Source organism: Streptomyces sp. NPDC033221 (assembly GCF_055577005.1).
The window spans coordinates 313602-339503 of sequence record NZ_JBVIQN010000004.1 but is presented as its reverse complement, the minus strand read 5'-3'; the positions used below and the strand labels follow the sequence as shown (position 1 = coordinate 339503).

The 25902-nt window shown below is 70.3% G+C and carries 23 protein-coding genes; 18 read left to right on the top strand and 5 right to left on the bottom strand.

Translation table 11 applies throughout. The annotated features are described in order from the left end of the window. Positions 1 to 104 precede the first annotated feature (104 nt). A complete protein-coding gene (locus tag ACZ53K_RS07415; protein WP_468832721.1) occupies positions 105 to 1340 on the bottom strand; it encodes an alpha/beta hydrolase in 1236 nt (411 codons plus the stop codon). A 99-nt stretch (positions 1341 to 1439) separates the two neighbouring features. On the opposite strand from ACZ53K_RS07415, the gene ACZ53K_RS07410 reads away from it, so the two are divergent. The 5 genes from ACZ53K_RS07410 (at position 1440) to ACZ53K_RS07390 (ending at position 6832) form a co-directional block, all read left to right on the top strand. After that, a complete protein-coding gene (locus ACZ53K_RS07410; RefSeq protein ID WP_468832720.1) occupies positions 1440 to 3290 on the top strand; it encodes a serine/threonine-protein kinase in 1851 nt (616 codons plus the stop codon). Between the two features lie 119 nt (positions 3291 to 3409). Further along, positions 3410 to 4609: a cyclic dehypoxanthinyl futalosine synthase gene (mqnC, locus tag ACZ53K_RS07405; protein WP_468832719.1), complete on the top strand. Its 1200-nt coding sequence runs from the start codon at positions 3410 to 3412 to the stop codon at positions 4607 to 4609. 25 nt (positions 4610 to 4634) lie between these two features. Next, entirely contained in the window at positions 4635 to 5180 is a 546-nt protein-coding gene (locus ACZ53K_RS07400; protein WP_468832717.1) for a hypothetical protein, read from the top strand. A 116-nt stretch (positions 5181 to 5296) separates the two neighbouring features. Then, on the top strand, positions 5297 to 5902 hold the full coding sequence (locus tag ACZ53K_RS07395) for a Uma2 family endonuclease (protein ID WP_468832716.1): 606 nt from the start codon (positions 5297 to 5299) through the stop codon (positions 5900 to 5902). A 231-nt stretch (positions 5903 to 6133) separates the two neighbouring features. Then, positions 6134 to 6832 (top strand): demethylmenaquinone methyltransferase, encoded by a 699-nt coding sequence (locus ACZ53K_RS07390; RefSeq protein WP_468832715.1) that lies wholly within the window; start codon positions 6134 to 6136, stop codon positions 6830 to 6832. Between the two features lie 68 nt (positions 6833 to 6900). On the opposite strand, the gene ACZ53K_RS07385 is transcribed toward ACZ53K_RS07390, so the two are convergent. Further along, positions 6901 to 7440, bottom strand: a complete 540-nt coding sequence (locus ACZ53K_RS07385) for a GNAT family N-acetyltransferase (RefSeq protein WP_468832713.1) — start codon at positions 7438 to 7440, stop codon at positions 6901 to 6903. Positions 7441 to 7566: 126 nt separating this feature from the next. Here ACZ53K_RS07385 and ACZ53K_RS07380 point away from each other — a divergent pair, with 126 nt between their 5' ends. Next, positions 7567 to 8874 carry a geranylgeranyl reductase family protein gene (locus ACZ53K_RS07380; RefSeq protein WP_468832810.1) on the top strand — a complete coding sequence of 436 codons (1308 nt, stop codon included), beginning with the start codon at positions 7567 to 7569 and terminating at the stop codon, positions 8872 to 8874. Positions 8875 to 9014: 140 nt separating this feature from the next. Next, the gene (locus tag ACZ53K_RS07375) at positions 9015 to 10238 is read left to right on the top strand and encodes a DUF418 domain-containing protein (protein WP_468832712.1); all 1224 of its coding nucleotides are present in this window, start codon (positions 9015 to 9017) and stop codon (positions 10236 to 10238) included. On the opposite strand, the gene ACZ53K_RS07370 is transcribed toward ACZ53K_RS07375, so the two are convergent. The 3 genes from ACZ53K_RS07370 to ACZ53K_RS07360 form a co-directional block, all read right to left on the bottom strand. Continuing rightward, the gene (locus tag ACZ53K_RS07370; protein WP_468832711.1) at positions 10159 to 11370 is read right to left on the bottom strand and encodes a hypothetical protein; all 1212 of its coding nucleotides are present in this window, start codon (positions 11368 to 11370) and stop codon (positions 10159 to 10161) included. The two genes, ACZ53K_RS07375 and ACZ53K_RS07370, sit on opposite strands and share 80 nt — an antisense overlap. A gap of 398 nt (positions 11371 to 11768) precedes the next feature. Further along, a complete protein-coding gene (locus ACZ53K_RS07365) occupies positions 11769 to 13082 on the bottom strand; it encodes a hypothetical protein (RefSeq protein ID WP_468832709.1) in 1314 nt (437 codons plus the stop codon). Between the two features lie 281 nt (positions 13083 to 13363). After that, positions 13364 to 14185 carry a C40 family peptidase gene (locus tag ACZ53K_RS07360; protein WP_468832708.1) on the bottom strand — a complete coding sequence of 274 codons (822 nt, stop codon included), beginning with the start codon at positions 14183 to 14185 and terminating at the stop codon, positions 13364 to 13366. 760 nt (positions 14186 to 14945) lie between these two features. Here ACZ53K_RS07360 and ACZ53K_RS07355 point away from each other — a divergent pair. The 11 genes from ACZ53K_RS07355 (at position 14946) to nuoK (ending at position 25900) form a co-directional block, all read left to right on the top strand. Further along, a complete protein-coding gene (locus ACZ53K_RS07355; RefSeq protein ID WP_030022241.1) occupies positions 14946 to 15305 on the top strand; it encodes an NADH-quinone oxidoreductase subunit A in 360 nt (119 codons plus the stop codon). A 9-nt stretch (positions 15306 to 15314) separates the two neighbouring features. Beyond that, positions 15315 to 15869, top strand: a complete 555-nt coding sequence (locus tag ACZ53K_RS07350; RefSeq protein WP_031002905.1) for a NuoB/complex I 20 kDa subunit family protein — start codon at positions 15315 to 15317, stop codon at positions 15867 to 15869. A gap of 116 nt (positions 15870 to 15985) precedes the next feature. Beyond that, positions 15986 to 16684 (top strand): NADH-quinone oxidoreductase subunit C, encoded by a 699-nt coding sequence (locus ACZ53K_RS07345; protein ID WP_468832809.1) that lies wholly within the window; start codon positions 15986 to 15988, stop codon positions 16682 to 16684. Then, positions 16684 to 18006: an NADH-quinone oxidoreductase subunit D gene (locus ACZ53K_RS07340; RefSeq protein WP_468832706.1), complete on the top strand. Its 1323-nt coding sequence runs from the start codon at positions 16684 to 16686 to the stop codon at positions 18004 to 18006. The genes ACZ53K_RS07345 and ACZ53K_RS07340 overlap by 1 nt, the downstream gene beginning before the upstream one ends. Then, positions 18003 to 18878, top strand: a complete 876-nt coding sequence (nuoE, locus tag ACZ53K_RS07335; protein WP_468832705.1) for an NADH-quinone oxidoreductase subunit NuoE — start codon at positions 18003 to 18005, stop codon at positions 18876 to 18878. The genes ACZ53K_RS07340 and nuoE overlap by 4 nt, the downstream gene beginning before the upstream one ends. Next, entirely contained in the window at positions 18878 to 20233 is a 1356-nt protein-coding gene (gene nuoF / locus ACZ53K_RS07330) for an NADH-quinone oxidoreductase subunit NuoF (RefSeq protein WP_468832704.1), read from the top strand. The genes nuoE and nuoF overlap by 1 nt, the downstream gene beginning before the upstream one ends. Continuing rightward, entirely contained in the window at positions 20230 to 22779 is a 2550-nt protein-coding gene (locus ACZ53K_RS07325; RefSeq protein ID WP_468832703.1) for an NADH-quinone oxidoreductase subunit G, read from the top strand. Before nuoF ends, ACZ53K_RS07325 begins: the two co-directional genes overlap by 4 nt. Continuing rightward, positions 22779 to 24155: an NADH-quinone oxidoreductase subunit NuoH gene (gene nuoH, locus ACZ53K_RS07320; protein WP_468832807.1), complete on the top strand. Its 1377-nt coding sequence runs from the start codon at positions 22779 to 22781 to the stop codon at positions 24153 to 24155. The genes ACZ53K_RS07325 and nuoH overlap by 1 nt, the downstream gene beginning before the upstream one ends. Further along, positions 24148 to 24795 carry an NADH-quinone oxidoreductase subunit NuoI gene (nuoI, locus tag ACZ53K_RS07315; RefSeq protein ID WP_468832701.1) on the top strand — a complete coding sequence of 216 codons (648 nt, stop codon included), beginning with the start codon at positions 24148 to 24150 and terminating at the stop codon, positions 24793 to 24795. Before nuoH ends, nuoI begins: the two co-directional genes overlap by 8 nt. Then, positions 24795 to 25604, top strand: coding sequence for an NADH-quinone oxidoreductase subunit J (locus ACZ53K_RS07310; protein WP_468832700.1), 810 nt, complete (start codon positions 24795 to 24797; stop codon positions 25602 to 25604). Before nuoI ends, ACZ53K_RS07310 begins: the two co-directional genes overlap by 1 nt. Next, positions 25601 to 25900 (top strand): NADH-quinone oxidoreductase subunit NuoK, encoded by a 300-nt coding sequence (nuoK, locus tag ACZ53K_RS07305; RefSeq protein ID WP_468832699.1) that lies wholly within the window; start codon positions 25601 to 25603, stop codon positions 25898 to 25900. Before ACZ53K_RS07310 ends, nuoK begins: the two co-directional genes overlap by 4 nt. The last annotated feature ends 2 nt before the right edge of the window (positions 25901 to 25902 follow it).

Below are 25902 nucleotides of genomic sequence, written 5' to 3'. Positions count from 1 at the left end.
TGGCGCATCGGAGTTGTGCGGAAGTCGTACGGGGGGCGTACGGAAGCCGTACGGAAGTCATCGGGAAAGGAAAGAAGGGTGTACGGAAAAGCCCGGCCGGTACATCACCCGGCGGGCGTCGGCCCCGGCATCACCTTGCTGATCCATTCCATCGATCCGTCATTCATGCCGCGGATGTAGCCGCGGGCGTTGTGCCCGCCGTCCTGGATCACTTGCAGGCGGGTCTTGATCGGACCCTTGCCGTATTTCTTCATGAAGGCGTCCAGCTTGGCCCGGCCACCCTCCTTGGTGCCGATCTGGAACGCGATGTGCACGTCCGGGGCCCCGGGCCGCGCGAGCAGGGCCTTGGCCAGCTGCTCCGGGTCGTTGGCCCGCTGCTCCTGCTCGTGGCCGCGCCACAGCGGCGAGTCCGGCCGGGTGTCGGGACCGCTCGCGATCACGGCCTTGAACCGGTCGGGGTGCTGGAGCACCTGCTTGAGACCCACGAAGGCGCCCGAGGAAGAGCCCATGAAGGCCCAGCCGTCCCGCGAGGCGAAGGTCCGGAAGTTGGCCTTGACCAGGTCGGGGACGTCGTCGGACATCCAGGTGCCCATCTTCGGCTGCCCCGGTATGTCACTGCCGTCGTAGTAGTTCTTGTCGTCCGCGTTCAGCACCGGCATGACGACGATGAACGGCTTGCTCTTGCCCGACTTCGCCCAGTCGCTGATGCTGCTCTGCAGCTTCAGGTCGGTTCCCATCCAGTAATTGACCGGGTAGCCGGGGCCGCCGGGCAGCGCGATGAGCACCGGGAACGCGCTCCTGGCGTACTTCTCCTCGTAGTACTCCTTGGGCGCCCAGACCCAGACCTTGCCCGTGAAACCGGACTTCTTCCCGTGCAGCGTGGTCACGCCGATCTTGGTGCCGTCCTCCAGCGTGTTCGCCGTCGTGAACTGCGCCTGCGGCCCGGTGGGCATCCGCACCCGCGGATCGGACGTGCCGGACGCCCCGCCCGAACCGGCGGACCCGCCCGCGCCGCCGCCGTCCGGGCCGGGCCGGCCGAAGGACATCGGGTCACCGTTGTCGGAGAAGACGTCGAGGGCGTTCAGTACGGGCACGGCGGCCAGCCCGAGCGCGACGACGACCGCGCCGAGCAGCCAGAGCCGTTTGCGCTTGCCCGCCCGGCGGCGCGGGGCACGGTGCTCCCGGGCGGGGCCGTACGCGGGCCCGCCGTCGGGTCCGTACGGGGAATGGCCCCCGGGGCCGTACGGGGGCTGCTCCCCGGAATGGCGCTGGTGCTGCACGAAGGACTCCGGATGGTGGGCTGCCCCGCAGGACAAGTCGGACGGTTGCTGGCGTTCCATCTCTTTGATGCCGAAAGCCGCTGTACGGGTTCACCGGACCGGGCATGACCTGGGTCATAGGCTGGGCAGTGATCCGGGCCGGCAGGGGGAGGCGAAGCCATGGAGCCGCTGGGGGCGGACGATCCGCGCGTCATCGGTGCGTACCGGCTGCTGGGGCGGCTGGGCGCGGGCGGCATGGGCCGCGTCTACCTCGGACGCAGCGCCGGCGGCCGGACCGTCGCGGTGAAGTCCGTACACGCGCAGTTCGCCGCCGACGACCGGTTCCGGGCCCGCTTCCGGCGCGAGGTGGAGTCCGCACGCCGGGTCGGCGGCGCCTGGACCGCGCCCGTCCTGGACGCCGACCCCGACGCCCCCGTCCCCTGGGTGGCGACCGGCTATGTGGCGGGCCCCTCGCTCACCCGCGCCGTCGAGGACTTCGGCCCGCTGGACGGGACCGCCGTACGGACGCTGGGCGCCGGACTCGCCGGGGCGCTGGCCGCCGTACACACCCACGGCCTGGTCCACCGCGACGTCAAACCGTCCAACGTCATGCTCACCCTCGACGGCCCGCTGCTGATCGACTTCGGCATCGCCCGCGCCCTGGACGGCAGCGCCGCGCTGACCGCGACCGGCGTCTCCGTCGGCTCACCCGGCTACATGGCGCCCGAGCAGATCCTCGGCCAGGACGCCACCGGCGCCTGCGACGTCTTCTCGCTCGGCGCGGTACTGGCCTACGCGGCCACCGGCGCCGGCCCTTTCACCGGGGACAGCTCGGCGGCCCTCCTCTACAAGGTCGTCCATGGCGAACCGGACCTCGGCACCGCCCTCACCGGCGAACTGCGCGAGATCACCACGGCCTGCCTGGCCAAGCGCCCCGAAGACCGGCCGAAGCCGGAGGAGATCGCCCGGCGGCTGGGCAGCGCGGCGGAAGCGGCCGGCGACGGCCCGGCTCGCGCGGGCTGGCTCCCGGCGCCGCTGGTCGAACGCGTCAGCAGGCAGGCGGTGGAACTGCTCAACCTGGACGCCCGGTCCGGGGATGCGGCGGGGGGCTTCGGGCCGCCTGATCCCACGTACGGGGCGGGGGCCGGAGCTGGAGCCGGGGCGGCGTACGGTGCGGGGCTCGGTGCTTCGTACGGCTCGGGTCCCGCCACCCCCTCGCACGGTGCGCCCTCCGGCCTCGTACCGTTCGACGCCCTGACGGACGCCCCGCCAGGCATTCCGGCGGACGCCCCGGCAGGCACGGCCGGTCCCGCCGCCTCCGGGCAGCAGCCGACCTACATCCCGCCCCAGCCCCAGCCCCAGCCCCAGCCCCACCCGTCCTGGCCGACCGCCGGCGTTCCTACACAGCCACCGGCCCCACCGATCACCCCCTCCGCACCCCCCTCCAAAGAACGCCGCCTGACCCTTAAAGGTGCCCTCGGCGGCGCCGACGGCCGCCGCCGGGTGAGCTGCACGCTGGTCCTCTCCGTGGCAGGTGCGCTTGCCGCTGCGACGACCGCCGCGTTCGTCTTCCAGCTGCTGCCCGGGCAGGGGGACAGCGGTGGCAAGGGCGGCGCCGCCGCGAAGCCGCCCGGCAGCGGTCAGACGCCGTCGCCCGGGGACTCCCGGCCCGGGGAGTCGGCCGTTCCGAAGGCCTTCCTCGGCACCTGGACCGGCACGGTCGTCACCCGCCACAACATCCCCAACGGCACCATCACCACCACCATCGCCCCCGGCGCCAAGGGCGACTATGTCGTCCACACCTCGTACGACTTCCTGATCGCCCAGTGCCGGGCCAAGGCAAAGCTGGTGTCCGCCACCGCCACCACGCTGACCCTCCAGGAGCGCACGGACGGCAAGCCCGGCCCGGGCTGTACGGGTGCCAAGGCGGCCGTCACGTACACGCTCGGCAAGGACGGCACGCTCTCCTTCACCTCCGACGACGAGGCGGGCGGGCGGCCCCGCGCCACGATGAAGAAGACCGGCGGCTGACCCGCCGGAGGCCCGCAGTACCGCCCGCCGACCGGCGTCCGCCCCGGCCGCCGCCAGGCCTGCCGTACCGCTGGCGTACGCTGGTTCGGTCGTTATGCCCGCCTCCGAAGGGACGCCCGGTGACCGAGAACGCCGACCTTCAGTCCGTACTCGACCGCGCCGCGGCAGGCGGGCGGATCACGCCCGAGGAAGCGCTGGACCTGTACCGCTCCGCGCCGCTGCACGCACTGGGCGCCGCCGCCGACGCCGTGCGCCGCCGCCGTTACGCGGGTACGGAGCACATCGCGACGTACATCATCGAGCGCAACATCAACTACACCAACGTGTGCGTGACGGCCTGCAAGTTCTGCGCCTTCTACGCCGCGCCCAAGGACACCGCCAAGGGCTGGACCCGCGACCTCGACGACATCCTGCGCCGCTGCGCCGAGACCGTCGAGCTGGGCGGCACCCAGATCATGTTCCAGGGCGGCCACCACCCGGACTACGGCGTCGAGTACTACGAAGAGCACTTCTCCGCCATCAAGAAGGCCTTCCCGCAGCTGGTCATCCACTCCCTCGGCGCCTCCGAGGTCGAGCACATGGCCCGGATCTCCAAGACCACCGTCGAGGACGCCATCCGCCGCATCCACGCCGCGGGCCTGGACTCCTTCGCGGGCGCCGGCGCCGAGCTGCTGCCGGAGCGCCCGCGCAAGGCCATCGCCCCGCTGAAGGAGTCCGGCGAGCGCTGGCTGGAGATCATGGAGACGGCGCACAAGCTGGGCGTCGAGTCCACCTCGACGATGCTCATGGGCACCGGCGAGACCAACGCCGAGCGCATCGAGCACCTGCGCATGATCCGTGACGTCCAGGACCGTACGGGCGGCTTCCGCGCCTTCATCCCGTACACCTACCAGCCCGAGAACAACCACCTCAAGGGCCGCACCCAGGCGACGATCTTCGAGTACCTGCGCATGATCGCCATCGCCCGGATCTTCCTCGACAACGTCGCCCACATCCAGGGCTCCTGGCTGACCACCGGCAAGGAGATCGGCCAGCTCTCCCTGCACTACGGCGCGGACGACCTCGGTTCGATCATGCTGGAGGAGAACGTGGTCTCCTCCGCCGGTGCCAAGCACCGCTCCAACCGCCAGGAGATCATCGACCTGATCCGCAAGTCGGGCCGCGTCCCGGCGCAGCGCGCGACCACGTACGAGCACCTGGTCGTGCACGACGACCCGGCCAACGACCCGGTCGACGAGCGCGTGGCCTCGCACATCTCCTCGACGGCCATCGAGGGCGGCACGGCGCACCCCGAGCTGAAGCTCGTCGACGCCAACTGAGCCGACTGAGAGAACTGAGACAGCCGTGCTGACGATCCACCGCGTGCCCGGAGTCCGACGCGCCCCTGACGGCGCCCCGGACCCCGGGCACGCGGTCGTCGTCTCCGGCGACCGCATCGAGGCCATCGGCCCGTACGAGGAGCTGTACGAGCGGTACGGCGAACGCGCCCGCGTACGCGACTGGGACGGCGTCCTGACCCCGGGACGCCACGAGCCCGGCGGCGCCGCGCTGCTCGAATCCGCCTACCACCCCGACCCGCGCGAGGCCGACGAGCTGGGCACGGCCCCACTCACCGGCGACGCCCTCACTGCCCTCGGCATGACCGACACCCGCTGGGGCGCGAGCGCCCGCCGGGGCGTGCAGCGGCTGCTCGCCATCGGCACGACATCGATCGCGGGCCCGTTCACCTACCCCGCCGTCCGGACGGCAGTCGCCCGCTCCGGCCTCCGGGACCGGCCCGGACCGCAGCCTCTCGCCCCCGGTGTCCCCGCCGACTTCGCCGTATTCGCGGAGGACGGTGAGTGTCTGGTGACGGTGCTGGGCGGCCGGTTGGTGTACCGGGGATGCTGAGGCGTCAACGTCGAGAAGCGCTCCCGTCACTTCGTGTGACGGTACTGTCGTATCCAGGACCGTGATCCGCACTCGCGTCCACACTTGCGTCCACACTCGCGTCCATGGGAGCAGTGATGAGCACTGACCGGCGGCTGGAGAAGGCGACTCCGGAAACCTGGATGAACCCGCCTGGTGGGCAGTGGACGTTCGATCAGGTCAAGGATTTGGAGCTGCCCTTCGACTGGGAACTCATGGACGGAGTGATCGTGGTCCGGGGGATGGCGGAATGGTGGCACGACCAAGTCCGGGACGAGCTGTTCTTCCGCATCAAGCAGGTGAAACCCGACCTGTACGGCGTCAATGCCGAGCGGTGTCTGGTGCTCGACGCTTACAACTCCGTCAAGCCCGTCATCGTCGTCTTCGACAAGAGCGGGATCGACGTCGCCTCGTTGGCGGCCACGCCGGCCAGCATCGTGAAGCTCGCGGTGGAAGTGGTGTCGCCGGGTTCCCAGGTCCGGGACCGGAGCAGCAAGCCCTTCCTGTATGCCGAGGCGGGCATCCCGTACTTCTGGCGTGTGGAGCACGGTGCGGACGACAGGCCGGTAGTGCACGAGTTCTGGCTGCGCCGTGACGTGGGTGAGTACGTTCCCGCCCCCGAGCACCCTCGCCACACCGAGAAACTGGAGACGGACCGGCCCTTCCCCATCGGCATCGACCTGGCGAGTCTGCTGGAGCTGTGAGTCCGGGCGTCAACGATCCGTGAAGGCCGACGCGTCCTGCGTCAGGACACCGTCAACGAAACCGGAGTCGGCCCTTCCACCCGGCAGGATCTTTCCCGCGGGGACGGCCCATTCGGTCGCTCACGATGCCATGCACACGACGCAGCACCGCTGGACCGCCCGGATGTTCTGAGGGGGGCATCGGGCCGTCCCCGACCAAAGCCTTCCGGAGCCGTAGGGAACAATGGCCGGGTGACCCGAGCCTCTCTGGACAAGCAGCCGCAGGACGTCGCCGCGATGTTCGACGACGTGGCGGCGCGCTACGACCTGACCAACGACGTGCTCTCCCTCGGGCAGGCGCGGTTGTGGCGCAAGGAGGTGGAGCGGGCCGTCGCGGCGCGCCCCGCCGAGCGCGTGCTCGACCTCGCCGCCGGTACGGGCACCTCCTCGCTGCCCTTCACCCGCACCGGCGCCTACGTCGTTCCCTGCGACTTCTCCGTCGGCATGCTGGGCGAGGGCAAGAAGCGCCGCCCGTGGATGCCGTTCGTGGCCGGTGACGGGATGCGGCTTCCCTTGGCCGACGGTGTCTTCGACGCCGTCACCATCTCCTTCGGGCTGCGCAACGTGCAGGACACGGACGCCGCGCTGCGCGAGCTGTACCGGGTCACCAAGCCCGGTGGCCGGGTCGTCATCTGCGAGTTCAGCGAGCCGACGTGGGGGCCGTTCCGTACGGTCTACACCGAGTACCTGATGCGGGCCCTGCCGCCGGTCGCGCGCGCGGTGAGCAGCAATCCGGACGCGTACGTGTACCTCGCCGAGTCCATCCGCTCCTGGCCCAACCAGCCGGCGCTGGCGGCGCGGCTCCAGGGGGCGGGCTGGTCGAAGGTGGCCTGGCGCAACCTGACGGGCGGCATCGTCGCCCTGCACCGGGGGACGAAGCCGGGCGCGTGACGGCGGAGGGGGCCCCGGCCCGGCCGCGGCCCCCTCGCCCGTACGTCCTTCTCACCCGTACATCGTCCTCACAGCTCCAGCCGGAAGCAGTACCCCTGCCGCCCGGACGGCGTACGGAACGTTTCCGCGTGCCGCATCCCGAGCCGTCGGGTCACCGCGACGGACCGCTCGTTCCCGGCCGCCACCATCGCGACCACGTTCCGTACCCCCGCGGCCCGTACCGCCTCCAGCGCGGCCCGGGCCGCCTGTGTCGCGTACCCCTTGCCCCAGTACGCCCGCCCCAGCCGCCAGCCGATCTCGATCTCGCCCACCGGGCCCCAGTCGTACGGCCAGGGCTGCGCGCCCGTGAAGCCCAGGACGGCGCCGGTCTCCTCCTCCGCCGCACCGATCATCGAGTACATGCAGAATCCGTGCTCCGCGTGGTGGCGGCGCTGCCGTGCGGTCAGCTCCTGATACTCGGACAGTTCGGCCGGGGCGCCGCCGTGGAACTCCATCACGTCGGGGTGCGCGAACACCCGGTGCCAGTGCCACGCGTCTTCCTCGACGGGAACGCGCAGCGTGAACCCCGGTACGGACGGCGTCCGCGGTGACTCAGATGGCTCGTACATGGACCGACCAACCCTTCAGATCCTGATCACCGGTGCCCCCATAGACTGACGGGGCCCAGTGCCGGTCGGCACCCAGATATCGACTTCCGGGGAGATCCCGCCGTGACCGAGTCCGCGACTGATGCCGTGAGCGAGTCCGTGAGCGAGTCCGTGAACACCCCCCGCTCCGAGTACAGCGCGGATGTCATCGTGGTCGGGGCCGGTCCCGCCGGTTCGGCGACCGCGTACCACCTCGCCAAGTCCGGACTGGACGTCCTCCTCCTGGAGAAGACCGCCTTCCCGCGCGAGAAGGTCTGCGGCGACGGCCTCACGCCCCGGGCCACCAAGCAGCTGATCTCCATGGGGATCGACGTCTCCGAAGAGGCGGGCTGGCTGCGCAACAAGGGCCTGCGCATCATCGGCGGCGGCAACCGCCTCCAGCTCGACTGGCCGGACCTGGCCTCGTACCCGGACTACGGTCTGGTCCGCAAGCGCGACGACTTCGACGAGCAGCTCGCACGCCAGGCGCAGAAGGCCGGCGCGCGCCTGTACGAGCGCTGCAACGTGGGCGCGCCGATCATCAACGACCTGACCGGCCGCATCGAGGGCGTCCAGGCGAAGCTGGGCGAGGAGAAGACGCCGGTCACCTTCCACGCCCCGCTCGTGGTCGCGGCGGACGGCAACTCCACCCGCCTCTCCCTGGCGATGGGCCTGCACCGCCGCGAGGACCGCCCGATGGGCGTCGCGGTCCGTACGTACTTCACCTCGCCCCGCCACGATGACGATTACCTCGAATCCTGGCTGGAGCTGTGGGACCGCCGCGGCGCCGAGGACCGCCTGCTGCCCGGTTACGGCTGGATCTTCGGCATGGGCGACGGTACGAGCAACGTCGGCCTCGGCGTCCTCAACACGTCCTCCTCCTTCAAGGAACTGGACTGGCGCGAGATCCTCAAGGCGTGGTGCGCGTCCATGCCCGCCGACTGGGGTTACACGCCGGAGAACATGACCGGCCCGATCCGCGGCGCCGCCCTCCCCATGGCCTTCAACCGCCAGCCGCACTACACCAAGGGCCTGCTGCTCGTCGGTGACGCGGGCGGCCTGGTCAACCCGTTCAACGGCGAGGGCATCGCGTACGCCATGGAGTCCGGCTCCATCGCCGCCGAGGTGATCGTCCAGGCGCACGCCCGCGCCACGTACGCCCAGCGCGAGCTGGCCCTCCAGCGCTACCCGAAGATCCTCAAGGACACCTACGGCGGCTACTACTCCCTGGGCCGCGCCTTCGTGAAGCTCATCGGCAACCCGAGGGTCATGAAGATCGCCACCCAGCGCGGCCTCACCCACCCGATGCTGATGCGCTTCACCCTCAAGATGCTCGCCAACCTCACCGACCCCACGGGGGGCGACGCGATGGACCGCATCATCAACGGGCTGAGCAAGGTGGCGCCGAAGGCTTAGGGGGCCGCGCCGAAGATGCGCCCCGACGAGAACCCGCTGCATCGAAGGATGTAGCGGGTTCTCGTCGTCGCGGACGAAGAAACGGGATCTTCCCGCCCCGACGATGGGTGTGACAGCGAACACCGGGGGAGGGAGGCGGCGTGACGGAGACGGTGGAGAACGCGCCCGGTACGGCGGGTGCGCCGGGGGCTGCGGGCGCGGCGGCGGACCGGGCGCCGGGGCGGTCCGGGCGGCTGCCGTTGCCGGACGTGCTGCGCGGGGTGGCGATCCTGGGGACGTTGATGACCAACGTCTGGATCTTCGCGTCGCCCGGCGCGGAGTGGGGCATCCTGAGCGGGAGCGCCGCCGCGTCGGCGTTCGGCACATCGGGGTCCGGGACGGTGCAGGAGATCTTCCGTTTCCTCGCGGACGGCAAGTTCCTCTCGATGCTGACGATCCTCTTCGGCGTCGGCCTGGCCATCCAGTTCCAGTCCGCCGCGAAGCGCGGCCGTACGTGGCCCGGCCGGTACAAGTGGCGCGCCCTGTTCCTCTTCGCCGAGGGAACCGTGCACTTCGTCCTCGTCTTCGCGTGGGACGTGCTGATGGGGTACGCGGTCGTCGCCCTCCTGGTCGCCTGGCAGCTGACGCGGACCGCGCGCACGCAGCGGGTGCTGATGTGGGTGGCGGCCGGGGTGCACCTGGTGGTGCTGGGGCTGCTGACGGCGGCGGTGACCGGCGCCGGTGCCTCGTCCGGCGCAAGTACGGGCACCAGCCGGCGAGTTGTCGGCCTGTACGCCGACGGAAGCTACCTGGAGCAGATCAGCTTCCGGCTGCAGAACGCGATCGCACTCCGCATGGAGCCGGTCATCTCCTTCGCGCTGCTCGTCTTCCTCTTCCACCTCGGCGTACGGCTGTTCCGGGCGGGCGCCTTCCGCCCGGACGCGCACGGACGGCGCATCCGGTGGCGGATGTGCGGCTGGGGCCTGGGTGTCGGCATCCCGCTCAACATCGCCACGGTGGCCGCCGGTCCGGAACTGGCCATGGTGGCCCGGTACGGTGCGGCCCCCGTCGTCGCCGTCGGCTACATGGGCCTCATCGGCCTGCTCCTCGACCGCGTACGCCGGCCGGGCCCGCTGACCGCCGGGCTCACTGCGATCGGCCGTACGGCACTGTCCTGCTACGTCCTGCAGAACGTGCTGTGCGTACTGGCCTGTTACGGCATCGGCCTGGGCCTGGCCGAACGGTGGGCGGACCAGGGCCCGTGGTGGGTGGTGGGCCTGTGGCTGGCGGTGTGCGGGGTGCTGTTCACGGCGTCGAGGCTCTGGCTGCGGCGCTTCGCGTACGGGCCGCTGGAATCCGTCCAGAAGCGGCTGCTCCGGTCCTGAGATGGGAGGGCGCTTGCAGATTGCGCAGCGCGGCCGGCCGGGGCGCCGCAGCTGTCCACGCCTCGGCCGAACGGCAGCGGGGGCAGCGGGCCAGGGGCGCGGGCGAGGCCGAAGACGCGGACGTGGGCTCGGGCGTGGACTCGAAGGGGAGGCCGCAGAACAGGCACTCCTGGGTGGTCTCCCGCACGCGCCCCGGCGTCTCGGCGGGCCGCAGGGGAAGCGGCGGCGGCAGCCACTCGGTGAGGCGGTGCCCCAGGAGGGCGGCCGGGCGGAAGATGGGCCCGGCGGGGAGCGTCGAGGTGAGCGTACGGACGACATGCGCCGCCGGAACACCCCGGTCGAGCCAGGCCGACACGGCCGGGGCCAGCCGGATCACGTCCCGTACGGAGAGCGTCAGCCGGGCGTCGACGAGCCGCAGCCCGGAGAGGAGATCGGTGACGGGGGAGGGGATGAGGGCGGGCGGCGGGGGAGGAGCGGAGGCGGTGGAGGTGGTGGAGGCGGCGGGGGCGATGGGGATGGGGATGGCGGGGGCTTCGGGGGCGGCGTAGGCATCGGAGGGGGCAGAGGCCGAGTCCGCGACGGGAGCAGGAGCCGGGTCGGGGGCCGGGCCTGACGCCGGCGATGGGTCCGGGTCCGGGTCGGGGTCCAGACCGGGGTCCGGACCCGGGGCGGGGTGCGGGAGGGCGATCGGTGGCGGCGGTTCCTCGTCCCCGGCGGTGTCCACAGGCTGTGCATGACACGCGGGCGGCGACGGCTCCGGCTGGTGCGGGAGTGGCCGGTCGTCGGGGTGCTCGTAGTACGTGGTTCGGGTGATGATGCGCTGGGCTGCGGTGCGCTCCCGCTGCCGTACCAGGTAGCCCGCCGCCTCCAGCTCGTTGAGCGCCTTGGCGATCCGGTACTCCGACTCGGTGTACCGGTGGGCGAGCGCCCGGATGGTGATGTTGGCGCCGTCGGCCATGGCCTGGATGCGTACGGCGTAGCCGAGGGCGGTGGCGGAGAGCGCCGGGTCGAGGGCGAGGTGGTTGCCGACGACGGTGAAGTGGGCCGTGTGGTGGTGCCGTACGTGGACCACTCCGGAGGGCGGAACGGCAGTGTCGGCGCGGTCGCGCGCGTTAGACTCGCGATGAGTCATGGGGAAGCGGTTTCTTCCTCTTGATAGGCCCTCGACACATGGGATGGCAGTCCCGTCGGGGGCCGTTCATTTTTGGGTTGTGGCGCGAACGTACAGCTTCCGGACCCCGATGAGCGAGCCCGTCACCTGATCAGGTGACAAACGCGATTCGGGGGCAGGTGGGGGAGGTTGGTTGGTTCTTTCCCTGGTTCTTATAAGGAGCTCGGGGGGCACCGGGACATCACTCACCGGCTCGTGGAAACCCGCGGCCCGGTGAACGGCGTCAGTACCCGCAAAAACCCGTCCCGGGGGCCCGGTGATCTCTGCTCAGGCATTATCTGAACTGCCGTCCGCGCACGGTCCGGGGCCTACGGAACGGGCACCCGGACCGCGCGCGGAAAAGCCGGAATGGGCAGCGCCTATGTCGTGGTTCCCGTCCTGCGTTCCGCGGAGCGGCGGCGGGGGCCGTTGAGGAGCTGGGAGCCTGCGGGACAGGGGACCGTGGCGTAGATCCGGTTCATCTGACCCTGGATCTGGGCCCGGCGCTGGGAGGTGGTCCTGGGGCGGTGGGCTTCCTCGTAAAGAGCCCGGCTCTGCCGTTGGGCGGCGCGGCTTTTCGGGGTGTGGAATTGCAGTTCGTACGGGTGGCCCGAGTCGTTCGCCCGCCAGGCGGTGTTGATGCCCTTGTATCCACGCGGCCGGGCCCAGGTGTTGGACCAGCGGAGATTGTCGTTCTTCCACCCTTGCAGCAGTTTGGTGGTGTCCTGGACGCCCTTGACGTAGGACTTGTCCGGCCACTGGAGGATGTAGCGGACGGAATCGTTGATGCGGCTCAGGGCCTCGTCCGCGGTCACGGTCGGATTGCCCTGCATGGTGCGGGCGACCGCGCGCTTGACCGATTCCGGGGATCTGCGCCGGTCCTCGAAGCCGACCACGGTGGCCTTGGTCCGGCGGGCGACGCTGCGGACCTGGGGGCTGATGGTGCGTTCGGCCTTTCTGGCGCGGGCGAGGAAGACATTGACCTTCCGCAGGTCGGCGGCGTCGATGTAGAGCCCTTCCCATTGCCAGCCGTGGTCCTGCTTCAGCTGCTTCTTCTGGGCCGGGGGCTTCTTGGTGGGCGGGCGCTTGGCCGGTGGCCGCTTCCTCGGGGGCCGCTGGGCCGTCGGCGTCTGCGACGACGGCTTCTTCGTGGCGGGCTTCTTGGCAGCGGGCTGTTTCCTGGCAGGCTGCTTCTTGGGCGCGGGCTTGCAGGTGGTGGACGGCCTCGGCTTGGGCGGGCGGCAGGCCGCCGAGGGAGCCTGCTTCTTCTTGGCGGCCTGCTTCTTCGCCGCCTGCTTGCGCGCGGCTTCCTTACGGGCCGCTTGCTTCCTGGCGGCTTCCTTCTTCGCCGCCTGCTTGCGCGCGGCCTCCTTCTTGGCCGCCTGTTTCCTGGCGGCTTCCTTCCGCGCGGCCTGTTTCCTGGCAGCTTCCTTCTTGGCCGCCTGCTTCCGCGCCGCCTGCTGTTTCGCGGCTTGCTTCTGTGCTGCGGTCTGCTTATTCGCGGTCTGCTTCTTGGCCGGGGGCTTCTTGGCGGAGGGCGCGGGACAGGTATCGGCGGGCTTCTGCTTCGGTTCGGCCGGCGGGCAGACGGGCTCGGTGGCATGGACCGGTCCCAGGCTGAGAGTGGAGGCAAGTGCGGTCGCCGTCACCGCCCAGGCGACGGCCCGAAAAGTATGGGCACGATGGATTCTCATGTAAGAAAGTGCTTCCTCTCGTCAGCCGCGGGTCCGATGCCACGAAAAAGGGGGTGCGGGCATTACGGGGCGGAAGGGATGAGTACGGCGAGAGGTACAACTGGGACAGAGTCGTTACGGTAGTTGTGCCGAACGGGCGTTGCTTTGTCGAATGGCCGATTCGGGCTTATGTGATGATAAGTCAATAAATCGGGCCAGGTGTCGCTTTGCCCCTGCAACGCGCGAGGGCCGCCGTTCCCGAGCGGTGGGAACGGCGGCCCTCGGCCGTGTGTGCGGGTGCCCTACAGGACGCGGACCGCGCCGGTCGGCTGGCTGTAGCTCAGCGGCTTCTCGACGATGCCGGTGCTGGAGTTCTGGGCGCCGATGAAGTTGCCGTTACCGACGTAGACGCCGACGTGGTACGCGCTGCCCGCGCTGCCCCAGTACAGGATGTCGCCGACCTGGAGGTTGCTCAGGCTCACCTGCGAACCGGCGGTGGACTGCGGCTGCGAGGTGCGCGGCAGGTCGATGCCGATGGTGCGGTACGCGGCCTGGACCAGGCTGGAGCAGTCGTACGCGGACGGGCCGGAGGCGCCGAGCACGTAGGACTTGCCGAGCTGGGCGCGCAGGAAGCCGATCAGGGAGGCGCTGCTGCCGGTCGCGCCGGAGACGGGGGAGTCGGCGGACGGGGCGGAGAGGGAGCGCAGCGAGGTGCGCTCGGAGGAGCGGGAGGCGCGCTCCTGGGCGGCCTTCTTCTCGGCGGCCTCCTTGCGGGCCTCCTCGGCCTTCTTCTCGGCCTCCGCCTTCTTGTCCGCCTCGGCCTTGTCCTTCGTGGCGGCTTCGGTGGCCTGGGTGGTGGCGGTGTCCTGCGCGGCCTGGAGCTCGTAGTCCAGCGCCATCCGCTGGGCGGTGTCCGCGCTCTTGGCCAGGCTGGTGGCCAGTGCCGAGGTGATGGTCGGCATCTCCTGGGTTTCGGAGACGGGCTTCTCCGCGGCGCCGGCGGGCATGCTCGCGCCGGTCACCGCCAGGGTGAGGATGCCACCGGTGACCCCTGCGCGCAGTGCCCGCGAGGACGCGGAACGGCGGGGCTTCCGGTGGCTGGGTATGACTGCGTTCGGGGACATGGCACCACGGCTATCAGGAGCCACAGGTTGCTGCCAACAAAGGTGGCGTGCACCACACTTGACGCGTACGCGATGAATAAAAGGGACTTTTCGCCGGTCGTCGACCGGGCGGCGGCCCGTCCGGATTTCGTGATCATGTTCTTACGCATGGCGTTTACGGGCCGATGCGCGCCCCGAGGGCACTTATCACCTACTGATCCGCCACGCCAAGGCTTCCCGAAGGTCAAGCATTCAAGGGCGCAAGCCGCGTGGGATAGGTCACTCGTGAGTGCCCGTTATGTTCCCGTGATGTCCGCGTGGTGGGTGTGCTCGTGAACGTGAGCACGTACCGATGATCACGGGACGGTCACGGCGGTCTCGGGACGGTCACGGCGAGCCGGGTCGGGTCGGCCCGCGCCTGCGGCCCGGCTGGCCCTAGCAGTTGGCCCGGCGTAGCGCCAATTTGCTTGCATCCCCCACCTCTTGATAGTGGCAACCCCACGCTGACCAGGGGCAACGCCGCAGAATGTCACCTCCGGTGATCATTCGCGTGCTTCCCGTACGAAGATCGGCGTTCGTCGGACCAGATGACCGGCCGTCAGGTGGTGGAGATCACAAAGACGTTGGCGCACCCCGTGTCGCAGATCACAGACCAGCGGGCATAAGATGCAGGCGGCTCGGGCTTGTGAACTGCCTCACATAGGCGCGATCTTCGTGGGGCCGGTGAGCGGGACCGGGCGGACCGCCATCCAGTCATCGTCGACTGAAGGGAGCGAGGACGGTGAACGCTTACGCGCCCATCCTCGTACTGGGAGCCCTCGGGGCAGGCTTTGCGATCTTCTCTGTCGTGATGGCCACGCTCGTCGGACCCAAGCGCTACAACCGGGCGAAGCTAGAGGCGTACGAATGCGGAATCGAGCCCACGCCGCAGCCGGCCGGCGGCGGTCGATTTCCGATCAAGTACTACCTCACGGCGATGCTCTTCATCATTTTCGATATCGAGATCGTTTTCCTCTACCCCTGGGCCGTCACCTTCGACGCCCTCGGGCTTTTCGGGCTCGTGGAGATGCTCCTCTTCGCGCTCACCGTCTTCGTCGCCTACGCCTACGTATGGCGTCGTGGCGGCCTGGAATGGGACTAGGGGCCATCAATGGGACTTGAAGAGAAGCTGCCGAGCGGCTTTCTGCTTTCCACCGTCGAACAGGCCGCGGGCTGGGTGCGCAAGTCATCGGTCTTCCCCGCCACCTTCGGCCTCGCCTGCTGCGCCATCGAGATGATGACGACCGGCGCCGGGCGCTACGACCTCGCCCGCTTCGGCATGGAGGTCTTCCGCGGGTCGCCGCGCCAGGCGGACCTGATGATCGTGGCCGGCCGGGTGAGCCAGAAGATGGCGCCCGTGCTGCGGCAGGTCTACGACCAGATGCCGAACCCGAAGTGGGTCATCTCGATGGGCGTGTGCGCCTCGTCGGGCGGGATGTTCAACAACTACGCGATCGTCCAGGGCGTCGACCACATCGTCCCGGTGGACATCTACCTGCCCGGCTGCCCGCCGCGCCCCGAAATGCTCATGGACGCCATTCTCAAGCTGCACCAGAAGATCCAGGGCACCAAGCTCGGGGTCAACCAGCAGCAGGCGGCCCGCGAGGCGGAGGAAGCGGCGCTCAAGGCGCTCCCGACGATCGAGATGAAGGGGCTGCTGCGGTGAGCGACGGCACCAAGGGGACCAACGGGAACGGTGGCGCCAACGGCACTGGCGGCGTCAACGGGAACGGCGGGCCCGGAGCGGCCAAGGGGCCCGACGGGGTCAACCCCGACCAGGACCTGAACGCGCAGAACCTCCCCGGCCAGCGCGGCGACCACGGTGAGGTCATCGGCACCCGCCGCGGCATGTTCGGCGCAAGCGGCGGCGGCGACACCTCCGGGTACGGCGGGCTCGTACGGTCCGTACGGATGCCGGGCGCCACGTCCCGCCCGTACGGCGGCTGGTTCGACGAGGTGGCCGACGAGCTGGAAGGCGCGCTGGACGAGCAGGGGCTGGTCCCCGAGAACGTCATCGGGAAGACGGTCGTCGACCGCGACGAGCTGACCTTCCACATCGAGCGGGAGTACCTGCCGACCGTCGCGAAGACCCTCCGCGACGACCCGGCGCTCCGCTTCGAGCTGTGCACCGGCGTCAGCGCCGTGCACTTCCCCGGCGACCAGGGCCGGGAGCTGCACGCCGTCTACCACCTGCGCTCGATCACCCACAACCGGCTGATCCGCCTGGAGGTGTCCGCGCCGGACGCCGACCCGCACGTCCCGTCCCTGGTGAGCGTCTACCCGACCAACGACTGGCACGAGCGCGAGGCGTACGACTTCTTCGGACTGATCTTCGACGGCCACCCGGCGCTCACCCGGATCATGATGCCGGACGACTGGCAGGGCTTCCCGCAGCGCAAGGACTACCCGCTCGGCGGCATTCCCGTCGAGTACAAGGGCGCCCAGATCCCGGCTCCCGACCAGCGGAGGTCGTACACCTGATGTCCACCAGCCATGCGACCCCTCGGGAGACCACCGAGGGCACCGTCTACACGGTCACCGGCGGCGACTGGGACGAGATCGCGGCCGCCGCGGCCCGTACCGACGACGAGCGGATCGTCGTCAACATGGGCCCCCAGCACCCCTCCACCCACGGCGTGCTGCGGCTGATCCTGGAGATCGACGGCGAGACCGTCACCGAGGCCCGCTGCGGCATCGGCTACCTGCACACCGGCATCGAGAAGAACCTCGAATTCCGTACGTGGACGCAGGGCACCACCTTCGTCACCCGGATGGACTACCTCACGCCGTTCTTCAACGAGACGGCGTACTGCCTGGCCGTGGAAAAGCTGCTCGGCATCACCGACGACGTGCCGGACCGGGCGTCCGTCATCCGCGTGATGCTGATGGAACTCAACCGGCTCTCCTCCCACCTGGTGGCCATCGCCACCGGCGGCATGGAGCTGGGCGCCACCACGATCATGATCTACGGGTTCCGGGACCGCGAACTGATCCTGGACATCTACGAGCTGATCACCGGGCTGCGGATGAACCACGCGTACGTCCGGCCCGGCGGCCTCGCCCAGGACCTGCCGCCGGGCGCGGTCGACCAGGTGCGCGAGTTCGTGAAGAAGATGCGCAAGAACCTGGGCGAGTACGACAAGCTCGCCACCGGCAACCCGGTCTTCAAGGGCCGCATGCAGGACATCGGCTACCTCGACCTGGCCGGCTGCCTGGCCACCGGCGCCACCGGGCCGGTGCTGCGCTCCGCCGGACTCCCGCACGACCTGCGCAAGGCCCAGCCGTACTGCGGCTACGAGCACTACGACTTCGAGGTGCCGACCACCGACACCTGCGACTCCTACGGACGCTTCCTGATCCGCCTGGAGGAGATGCGCCAGTCGCTGCGCATCGTCGAACAGTGCCTGGACCGGCTGGCACCGGGGCCGGTGATGGTCGGCGACAAGAAGATCGCCTGGCCCGCCCAGCTGGCCATGGGCCCGGACGGACTCGGCAACTCGCTCGACCACATCAAGAAGATCATGGGTACCTCGATGGAGGCCCTGATCCACCACTTCAAGCTGGTGACGGAGGGCTTCCGGGTGCCGCCCGGCCAGACGTACGCGGCGGTGGAGTCCCCCAAGGGCGAGCTGGGCGTGCACGCCGTCAGCGACGGCGGCACCCGCCCCTACCGGGTGCACTTCCGGGACCCGTCCTTCACCAACCTCCAGGCCATGGCGGCGATGTGCGAGGGCGGCCAGGTGGCCGACGTCATCGTCGCCGTCGCGTCCATCGACCCCGTGATGGGAGGCGTCGACCGGTGACAGACGTCAGTTTGGGGATGCCGCAGCTCCCCGCCCCCGACTATCCCGCCGAGGTCAGGGCCCGGCTCGAAGCGGACGCCAAGGAGGTGATCGCCCGCTACCCCGGCGCGCGCTCCGCGCTGCTGCCCCTGCTGCATCTCGTCCAGGCGGAGGAGGGGCACGTCACCCGCACCGGCGTCCGCTTCTGCGCCGAGCTGCTGGACCTGACGACGGCGGAGGTCACGGCGGTCTCCACCTTCTACTCCATGTACCGGCGCGGGCCCGGGGGCGATTACCAGGTCGGGGTGTGCACCAACACCCTGTGCGCCGTGATGGGCGGCGACGCGATCTTCGAGACGCTGCAGAAGCACCTGGGCGTCGGCAACGGCGGGACCACCGAGGACGGCAAGGTCACGCTGGAGCACATCGAGTGCAACGCGGCCTGCGACTTCGCACCCGTCGTGATGGTCAACTGGGAGTTCTTCGACAACCAGACGCCGGACAGCGCGAAACGGCTGGTGGACGACCTGCGCGACGGCCGGACCGTCGAGCCGACCCGCGGCGCGCCGATGTGCACCTACAAGGAAACGGCCCGCATCCTCGCCGGGTTCCCGGATCAGCGGCCGGGCGCGGTCGAGGCCACCGGCGGCGCCGGGCCCGCCTCGCTGGTGGGGCTGCGGCTGGCCAAGGGCGAAGCCGTACCGGGCGCGGGCTCCGCCGACCACGTCGTACCGCAGCGGGGCGCCGACCCCGCCGAAGCCGAGGGCGAGCGCGCCGGACGGGCCACGGGCGAGGCACCGGCCACCCACCCCAGCTCACACGACGCACCACGCGAAACCTCGGCCTCCGACCCTTCGCATCCGGCCGGGCCCACCGCCGAGGAGGGGGAGTGATGACCGTGGCAGCCGAGGTCAGCAAGGCCAACCCGGAGAAGCTGCTCGCACCCGTCCTGTCCGCCTTCTGGGACCAGCCGGGCTCCTGGACGCTGGAGACCTATCTGCGGCACGAGGGCTACGAGGGCATGCGCAAGGCCCTCGCGATGCCGCCGGACGACGTGATCGCGTACGTCAAGGACGCCGGACTGCGCGGCCGCGGCGGCGCCGGCTTCCCCACCGGGATGAAATGGCAGTTCATCCCGCAGGGCGACGGCAAGCCGCACTACCTCGTCGTCAACGCCGACGAGTCCGAGCCGGGCACCTGCAAGGACATCCCGCTGCTCTTCGCCAATCCGCACTCCCTGATCGAGGGCATCGTCATCGCGTGTCACGCGATCCGGTCGCACCATGCCTTCATCTACCTGCGCGGTGAAGTCGTGCCCGTACTGCGGCGGTTGCACGAGGCCGTACGGGAGGCGTACGAGGCGGGCTATCTCGGCCGCGACATCCTCGGCTCGGGCCTGGACCTGGACGTCGTCGTGCACGCGGGCGCGGGCGCGTACATCTGCGGCGAGGAAACCGCGCTGCTGGACTCCCTGGAGGGCCGTCGCGGACAGCCCCGGCTGCGTCCCCCCTTCCCGGCGGTGGCGGGCCTGTACGCCTGCCCCACTGTCGTGAACAACGTCGAGTCCATCGCGTCGGTTCCCGCCATCATGAACAAAGGCAAGGACTGGTTCAGGACGATGGGCAGCGAGAAGTCCCCGGGCTTCACGCTGTACTCGCTCAGCGGCCACGTCGCCAACCCCGGCCAGTACGAAGCCCCGCTGGGCATCACACTGCGCCAGCTCCTCGGCATGAGCGGCGGCATCCGGCCCGGTCACCGGCTGAAGTTCTGGACGCCCGGCGGCTCCTCCACACCGATGTTCACCGACGAGCACCTCGACGTACCGCTGGACTACGAAGGCGTCGGCGCCGCGGGCTCGATGCTCGGCACCAAGGCGCTCCAGTGCTTCGACGAGACCACCTGCGTCGTACGGGCCGTGACCCGGTGGACCGAGTTCTACGCGCACGAATCCTGCGGCAAGTGCACACCCTGCCGCGAAGGCACCTACTGGCTCGTCCAGCTGCTGCGCGACATCGAGGCCGGCAAGGGCCGCATGAGCGACCTCGACAAGCTCAACGACATCGCCGACAACATCAACGGCAAGTCCTTCTGCGCGCTGGGCGACGGCGCCGCGTCACCGATCTTCTCCTCGCTGAAGTACTTCCGCGCCGAGTACGAGCAGCACATCACCGGCAAGGGCTGCCCCTTCGACCCCGGCAGGTCGACCGCCTGGGCCGACACCAACGCTCACCTGGGGGTGAACGCATGACGGTCACCAGCGACGCCCCCGCCGGGGGCGGCGGGGCGGCCATCCCGCCCGAAGACCTCGTCACGCTGACGATCGACGGCATCGAGATCTCCGTCCCCAAGGGGACGCTGGTCATCCGGGCCGCCGAGCTCCTCGGCATCGAGATCCCGCGCTTCTGCGACCACCCGCTGCTCGACCCCGCAGGCGCCTGCCGCCAGTGCATCGTGGAGGTGGAGGGCCAGCGCAAGCCGATGGCCTCCTGCACCATCACCTGCACCGACGGCATGGTGGTCAAGTCGCAGCTCACCTCGCCCGTCGCCGAGAAGGCCCAGCGCGGCGTGATGGAACTGCTGCTGATCAACCACCCGCTGGACTGCCCGGTCTGCGACAAGGGCGGCGAGTGCCCGCTGCAGAACCAGGCGATGTCCGCCGGACAGGCCGACACCCGCTTCGAGGGCAAGAAGCGCACCTTCGAGAAGCCGGTGCCGATCTCCGAGCAGGTGCTGCTGGACCGTGAGCGGTGCGTGCTGTGCGCGCGCTGCACCCGCTTCTCCAACCAGGTCGCGGGCGACCCGATGATCGAACTGATCGAGCGGGGCGCGCTCCAGCAGGTCGGCACGGGCGAGGGCGACCCGTTCCAGTCGTACTTCTCCGGCAACACCATCCAGATCTGCCCGGTCGGCGCGCTGACCTCGGCCGCGTACCGCTTCCGGTCGCGCCCCTTCGACCTGGTGTCCTCGCCGAGCGTCTGCGAACACTGCGCGGGCGGCTGCGCGACCCGTACGGACCACCGGCGCGGCAAGGTCATGCGGCGGCTGGCCGCCGACGACCCCGAGGTCAACGAGGAGTGGATCTGCGACAAGGGGCGCTTCGCCTTCCGGTACGCGCAGCAGCGCGACCGGCTGGAGCACCCGATGGTGCGGGACGCGGAGACCGGCCAACTGGTGACGGCCAGCTGGCCGGAGGCCCTGGAAGCGGCGGCGCGCGGGCTGGGCGCCGCCAAGGGCCGTACCGGCGTGCTGACCGGCGGCCGGCTGACCGTCGAGGACGCGTACGCCTACGCCAAGTTCGCGCGGGTCGCGCTGGACACCAACGACATCGACTTCCGGGCCCGTGCGCACAGCGCCGAGGAGGCCGACTTCCTGGCGGCGCGGGTCGCCGGGCGGGGCCGTGACCTGGACGGAGACGGCTCGGGGGCCACGTACACCGAACTGGAGAAGGCACCGGCCGTCCTCCTCGCCGGAATCGAGGCGGAGGAGGAGGCGCCCGGCGTCTTCCTGCGGCTGCGCAAGGCCCACCGCAAGAACGGCCAGCGCACCTTCGGGCTCGCGCCGTACGCGACGCGCGGCCTGATCAAGGCGGGCGGCACACTGCTGCCCGCCGCGCCCGGCACGGAGACGGAGTGGCTGGACGCGCTGTGTGGTGGCGTCGGGCTGGAGGGCGCGGGCCGGAGTGCGGCCGAAGCGCTGCGCGCCGCCGGTTCGGTGCTCGTCGTCGGGGAGCGGCTGGCCACGGTGCCGGGCGCGCTGACGGCGGCCGTACGGGCCGCCGCCGCGACCGGTGCCCGGCTGGTGTGGATTCCCCGGCGGGCCGGTGAGCGCGGCGCCGTCGAGGCCGGCGCGCTGCCGGGGCTGCTGCCGGGCGGGCGCCCGGCGACCGACCCGCGCGCCCGCGAGGAGGTCGCAGCCGCCTGGGGCGTCGCGGGCCTGCCGCAGCGGCACGGCCGCGACACCGGCCAGATCGTGGCCGCGGCTGCCGCCGGGGAGCTGAGCGCCCTCCTGGTGGCGGGCGTCGACCCGGCGGACCTGCCGGACCCGGCGCGGGCCCTGGAGGCACTGGACTCGGTGGGCTTCCTGGTCAGCCTGGAGCAGCGGCCTTCGGCCGTGACGGAACGCGCGGACGTCGTCCTGCCGGTCGCGGCGGTCGTCGAGAAGTCCGGCACCTTCCTCAACTGGGAGGGCCGGGCCCGGCTGTTCGAGGCCGCGCTCAAACCGGACCAGATGACCCGGCGGCACCTGCTGCCGGACGCCCGGGTCCTGCACATGCTCGCCGACGCGATGGACGTCCGCCTGGCGCTGCCCGATGTACGGGCGGTGCGGCGGGAGATGACCGCGCTGGGGCCGTGGGGCGGCACGTACGCCGCCGACCCCGTGGAGCCCGGGCGCGCGCTGCCGCGTCCCGAACCCGGCGAGGCCGTACTGGCGGGCCACAAGCTGCTGCTCGACCAAGGGCGGATGCAGGACGGCGACGAGGCGCTGGCCGGTACGCGGCACGCGGCGGTCGCACGGATGTCGGCGGCCACCGCCGAGGAGACCGGCGTCAAGGACGGCGACCTGCTGGCGGTCACCGGGCCCGCCGGGTCCGTACGGCTGCCGCTGGCGGTCACCCCGATGCCCGACCGGGTGGTGTGGCTGCCGCTGAACTCGGTGGGCGGCGGGGTCACCGCCGACACCGGGGCGCGGCCCGGGGAGCTGGTGAGGGTCGCGGCGGTGGCCGGGGCCGCTGAGCCGGGCGTTTCCGGCGCTGCCGGTCCGGCGTCCGGTCCGGTCAAGGAGGTGGACGCGTGATGCAGCACCTGGCACTGTCCGGCAGCGCGCTGGCCCAGGAAGACCTGTCGATGTTCGGCCGCGACCCGTGGTGGCTGATCGCGGTCAAGGCGGTCTTCTGCTTCGCGTTCCTCATGCTGACCGTGCTCTTCTCGATCGTCTGGGAACGCAAGGTCGTCGCGTGGATGCAGCTGCGCATCGGCCCCAACCGGCACGGCCCCTGGGGCATGCTCCAGTCCCTCGCGGACGGCATCAAGCTGATGCTCAAGGAAGACCTGATCGTCAAGCGGGCCGACAAGGCGGTGTACGTGCTCGCGCCGATCGTGGCGGCCGTACCGGCCTTCATGGCCATCGCGGTGATCCCCTTCGGCCCGGCCGGCAACGAAGTCTCGATCTTCGGCCAGCGGACGACGATGCAGCTCACCGACCTGCCGATCGGCGTGCTGTACATCCTGGCCACCGCCTCCGTCGGCATCTACGGCATCGTGCTGGCGGGCTGGTCCTCCGGCTCGACGTACCCGCTGCTCGGCGGCCTGCGCTCCTGCGCGCAGATGGTCTCGTACGAGATCGCGATGGGCCTGTCCTTCGCGGCGGTCTTCCTCTACTCCGGGTCGATGTCGACCTCGACGATCGTGGAGTCGCAGCAGGACAAGTGGTACGTGCTGCTGCTGCCGGTCTCCTTCATCATCTACGTCGTCGCCATGGTGGGCGAGACCAACCGCGCGCCGTTCGACATGCCGGAGTCCGAGGGTGACCTGGTCGGCGGCTTCAACACCGAGTACTCGTCGATCAAGTTCGCGATGTTCATGCTCGCCGAGTACATCAACATGGTGACCGTCTCGGCGGTCGCGGTGACCCTCTTCCTGGGCGGCTGGAAGGCCCCGTACCCGATCACCACCTTCTGGGAAGGCGCCAACCACGGCTGGTGGCCGCTGCTCTGGTTCGTCATCAAGGTGCAGCTGCTGCTCTTCTTCTTCATCTGGCTGCGCGGCACGCTGCCACGCGTGCGCTACGACCAGTTCATGAAGCTGGGCTGGAAGGTCCTCATCCCGGTCTCCATGGTCTGGCTGATGCTGGTCGCGACCGTACGGGCCCTGAAGAACGAGGGCTATGACTTCCAGCGCATCGTGATGTTCGTGGGCGGCGCGGCCATCGCCGTCCTGCTGATCTCCCTCGTCGCGGACTTCTTCCGGCGGGGCGAGAAGGAGGAGCCGGAACAGGAGCCGGCCTTCGACCCCATGGCGGGCGGCTTCCCCGTACCGCCGCTGCCCGGACAGACCCTGCCACCGGTACCGCGGCGACAGCCGCGACGGGAGCGGGAGTTGATTGTCAGTGGCGGGGTGGACACTGTCAGTGACGGAATCGACAAGGACGGAAAGGGGGGCGACGGTGCCTGACTTCCAGAACCCCGTGGCCGGCTTCGGCGTGACCTTCAAGGCCATGTTCAAGAAGCGGCTGACCGAGCAGTATCCGGAGGAGAAGAAACCGACGGCGCCGCGCTTCCACGGCCGCCACCAGCTCAACCGGCATCCCGACGGGCTGGAGAAGTGCGTCGGCTGCGAGCTGTGCGCCTGGGCCTGCCCGGCCGACGCGATCTACGTCGAGGGCGCCGACAACACCGACGAGGAGCGCTACAGCCCCGGCGAGCGCTACGGCCGCGTCTACCAGATCAACTACCTGCGCTGCATCCTGTGCGGCCTGTGCGTCGAGGCGTGCCCCACCCGCGCGCTGACCATGACCAACGAGTACGAACTCGCCGACCGGTCCCGCGAATCGCTCATCTACACCAAGGAAGAGCTGCTCGCGGGGCTGGAGGACACCATGGTCGACTCCCCGCACGCCATCTATCCCGGGATGACGGAGAAGGACTACTACCGGGGCCTGGTGACGGAGGCCGCGCCGGGCACGGAGCGGCAGGTGGCCGTCTCCAAGGGCGAGACGGCCGAAGGGGAGGGCGGCGCGGACACCGCGGCGCCCCAGGAGGCCGCGGCCACCTTCGGGCCCGACGAGCCGGCCGCCCGGGAGGTGAGCCGGTGATGACGACCTCCCTGGCCGCCGCGGCGTCCACCGGCGAGGCGGTGCAGTTCTGGATCCTCGGTACCGTCGCGGTGATCGGCGCGCTGTGCACGATCCTGCTGAAGCGCGCCGTGCACAGTGCCCTGTCGCTCGCCGGCACCATGATCATCCTGGCGGTGTTCTACCTCGCCAACGGCGCGTACTTCCTCGGCATCGTGCAGATCGTCGTCTACACCGGCGCGATCATGATGCTGTTCCTCTTCGTCGTGATGCTGGTCGGCGTCACGGCGGCCGACTCCCTCAAGGAGACGCTCAAGGGCCAGCGCTGGCTGGCCGCCGCCTGCGGACTCGGCTTCGGCATCCTGCTCATCGCCGGCCTCGGCAACGCCTCGCTCACGCACTTCAACGGCCTCGGCGAGGCCAACGCCGGCGGCAATGTGCAGGGCCTGGCCGCGCTGATCTTCACCAAGTACGTCTTCGCCTTCGAAGTCACCGGCGCGCTGCTGATCACGGCGGCGGTCGGCGCGATGGTCCTCACGCACCGCGAGCGCACGGAGCGTGCCAAGACGCAGCGAGAGCAGTCCGAGGCCCGCATCCGCGAGGGCAAGCAAGTCCCGCCGCTGCCCGCTCCGGGCGTGTACGCCCGGCACAACGCGGTCGATGTCCCCGGTCTGCTCCCCGACGGCACGCCGTCCGAGCTGACCGTCAACCCGACCCTGCGCGAGCGCGGCCAGATCCGCGACGTCTCCGCCGAGTCGCTGGACGAGCTGAAGGCGCTGGAACAGCGCTCCGAAGAGTGGCTGGGACGCAGTGAGGAGGCGAAGCGATGAACCCGGTCAACTACCTCTATCTCGCCGCCCTGCTGTTCACCATCGGCGCGGTCGGGGTGCTGATCAGGCGGAACGCCATCGTGGTGTTCATGTGCATCGAGCTGATGCTCAACGCCTGCAACCTCGCCTTCGTGGCCTTCTCGCGGATGCACGGAAATCTGGACGGGCAGATCATCGCGTTCTTCACGATGGTCGTCGCCGCGGCCGAGGTCGTGGTGGGCCTGGCGATCATCGTGTCCATCTTCCGCACCCGCCACACGGCCTCGGTCGACGACGCCAGCCTGATGAAGCTGTAAGG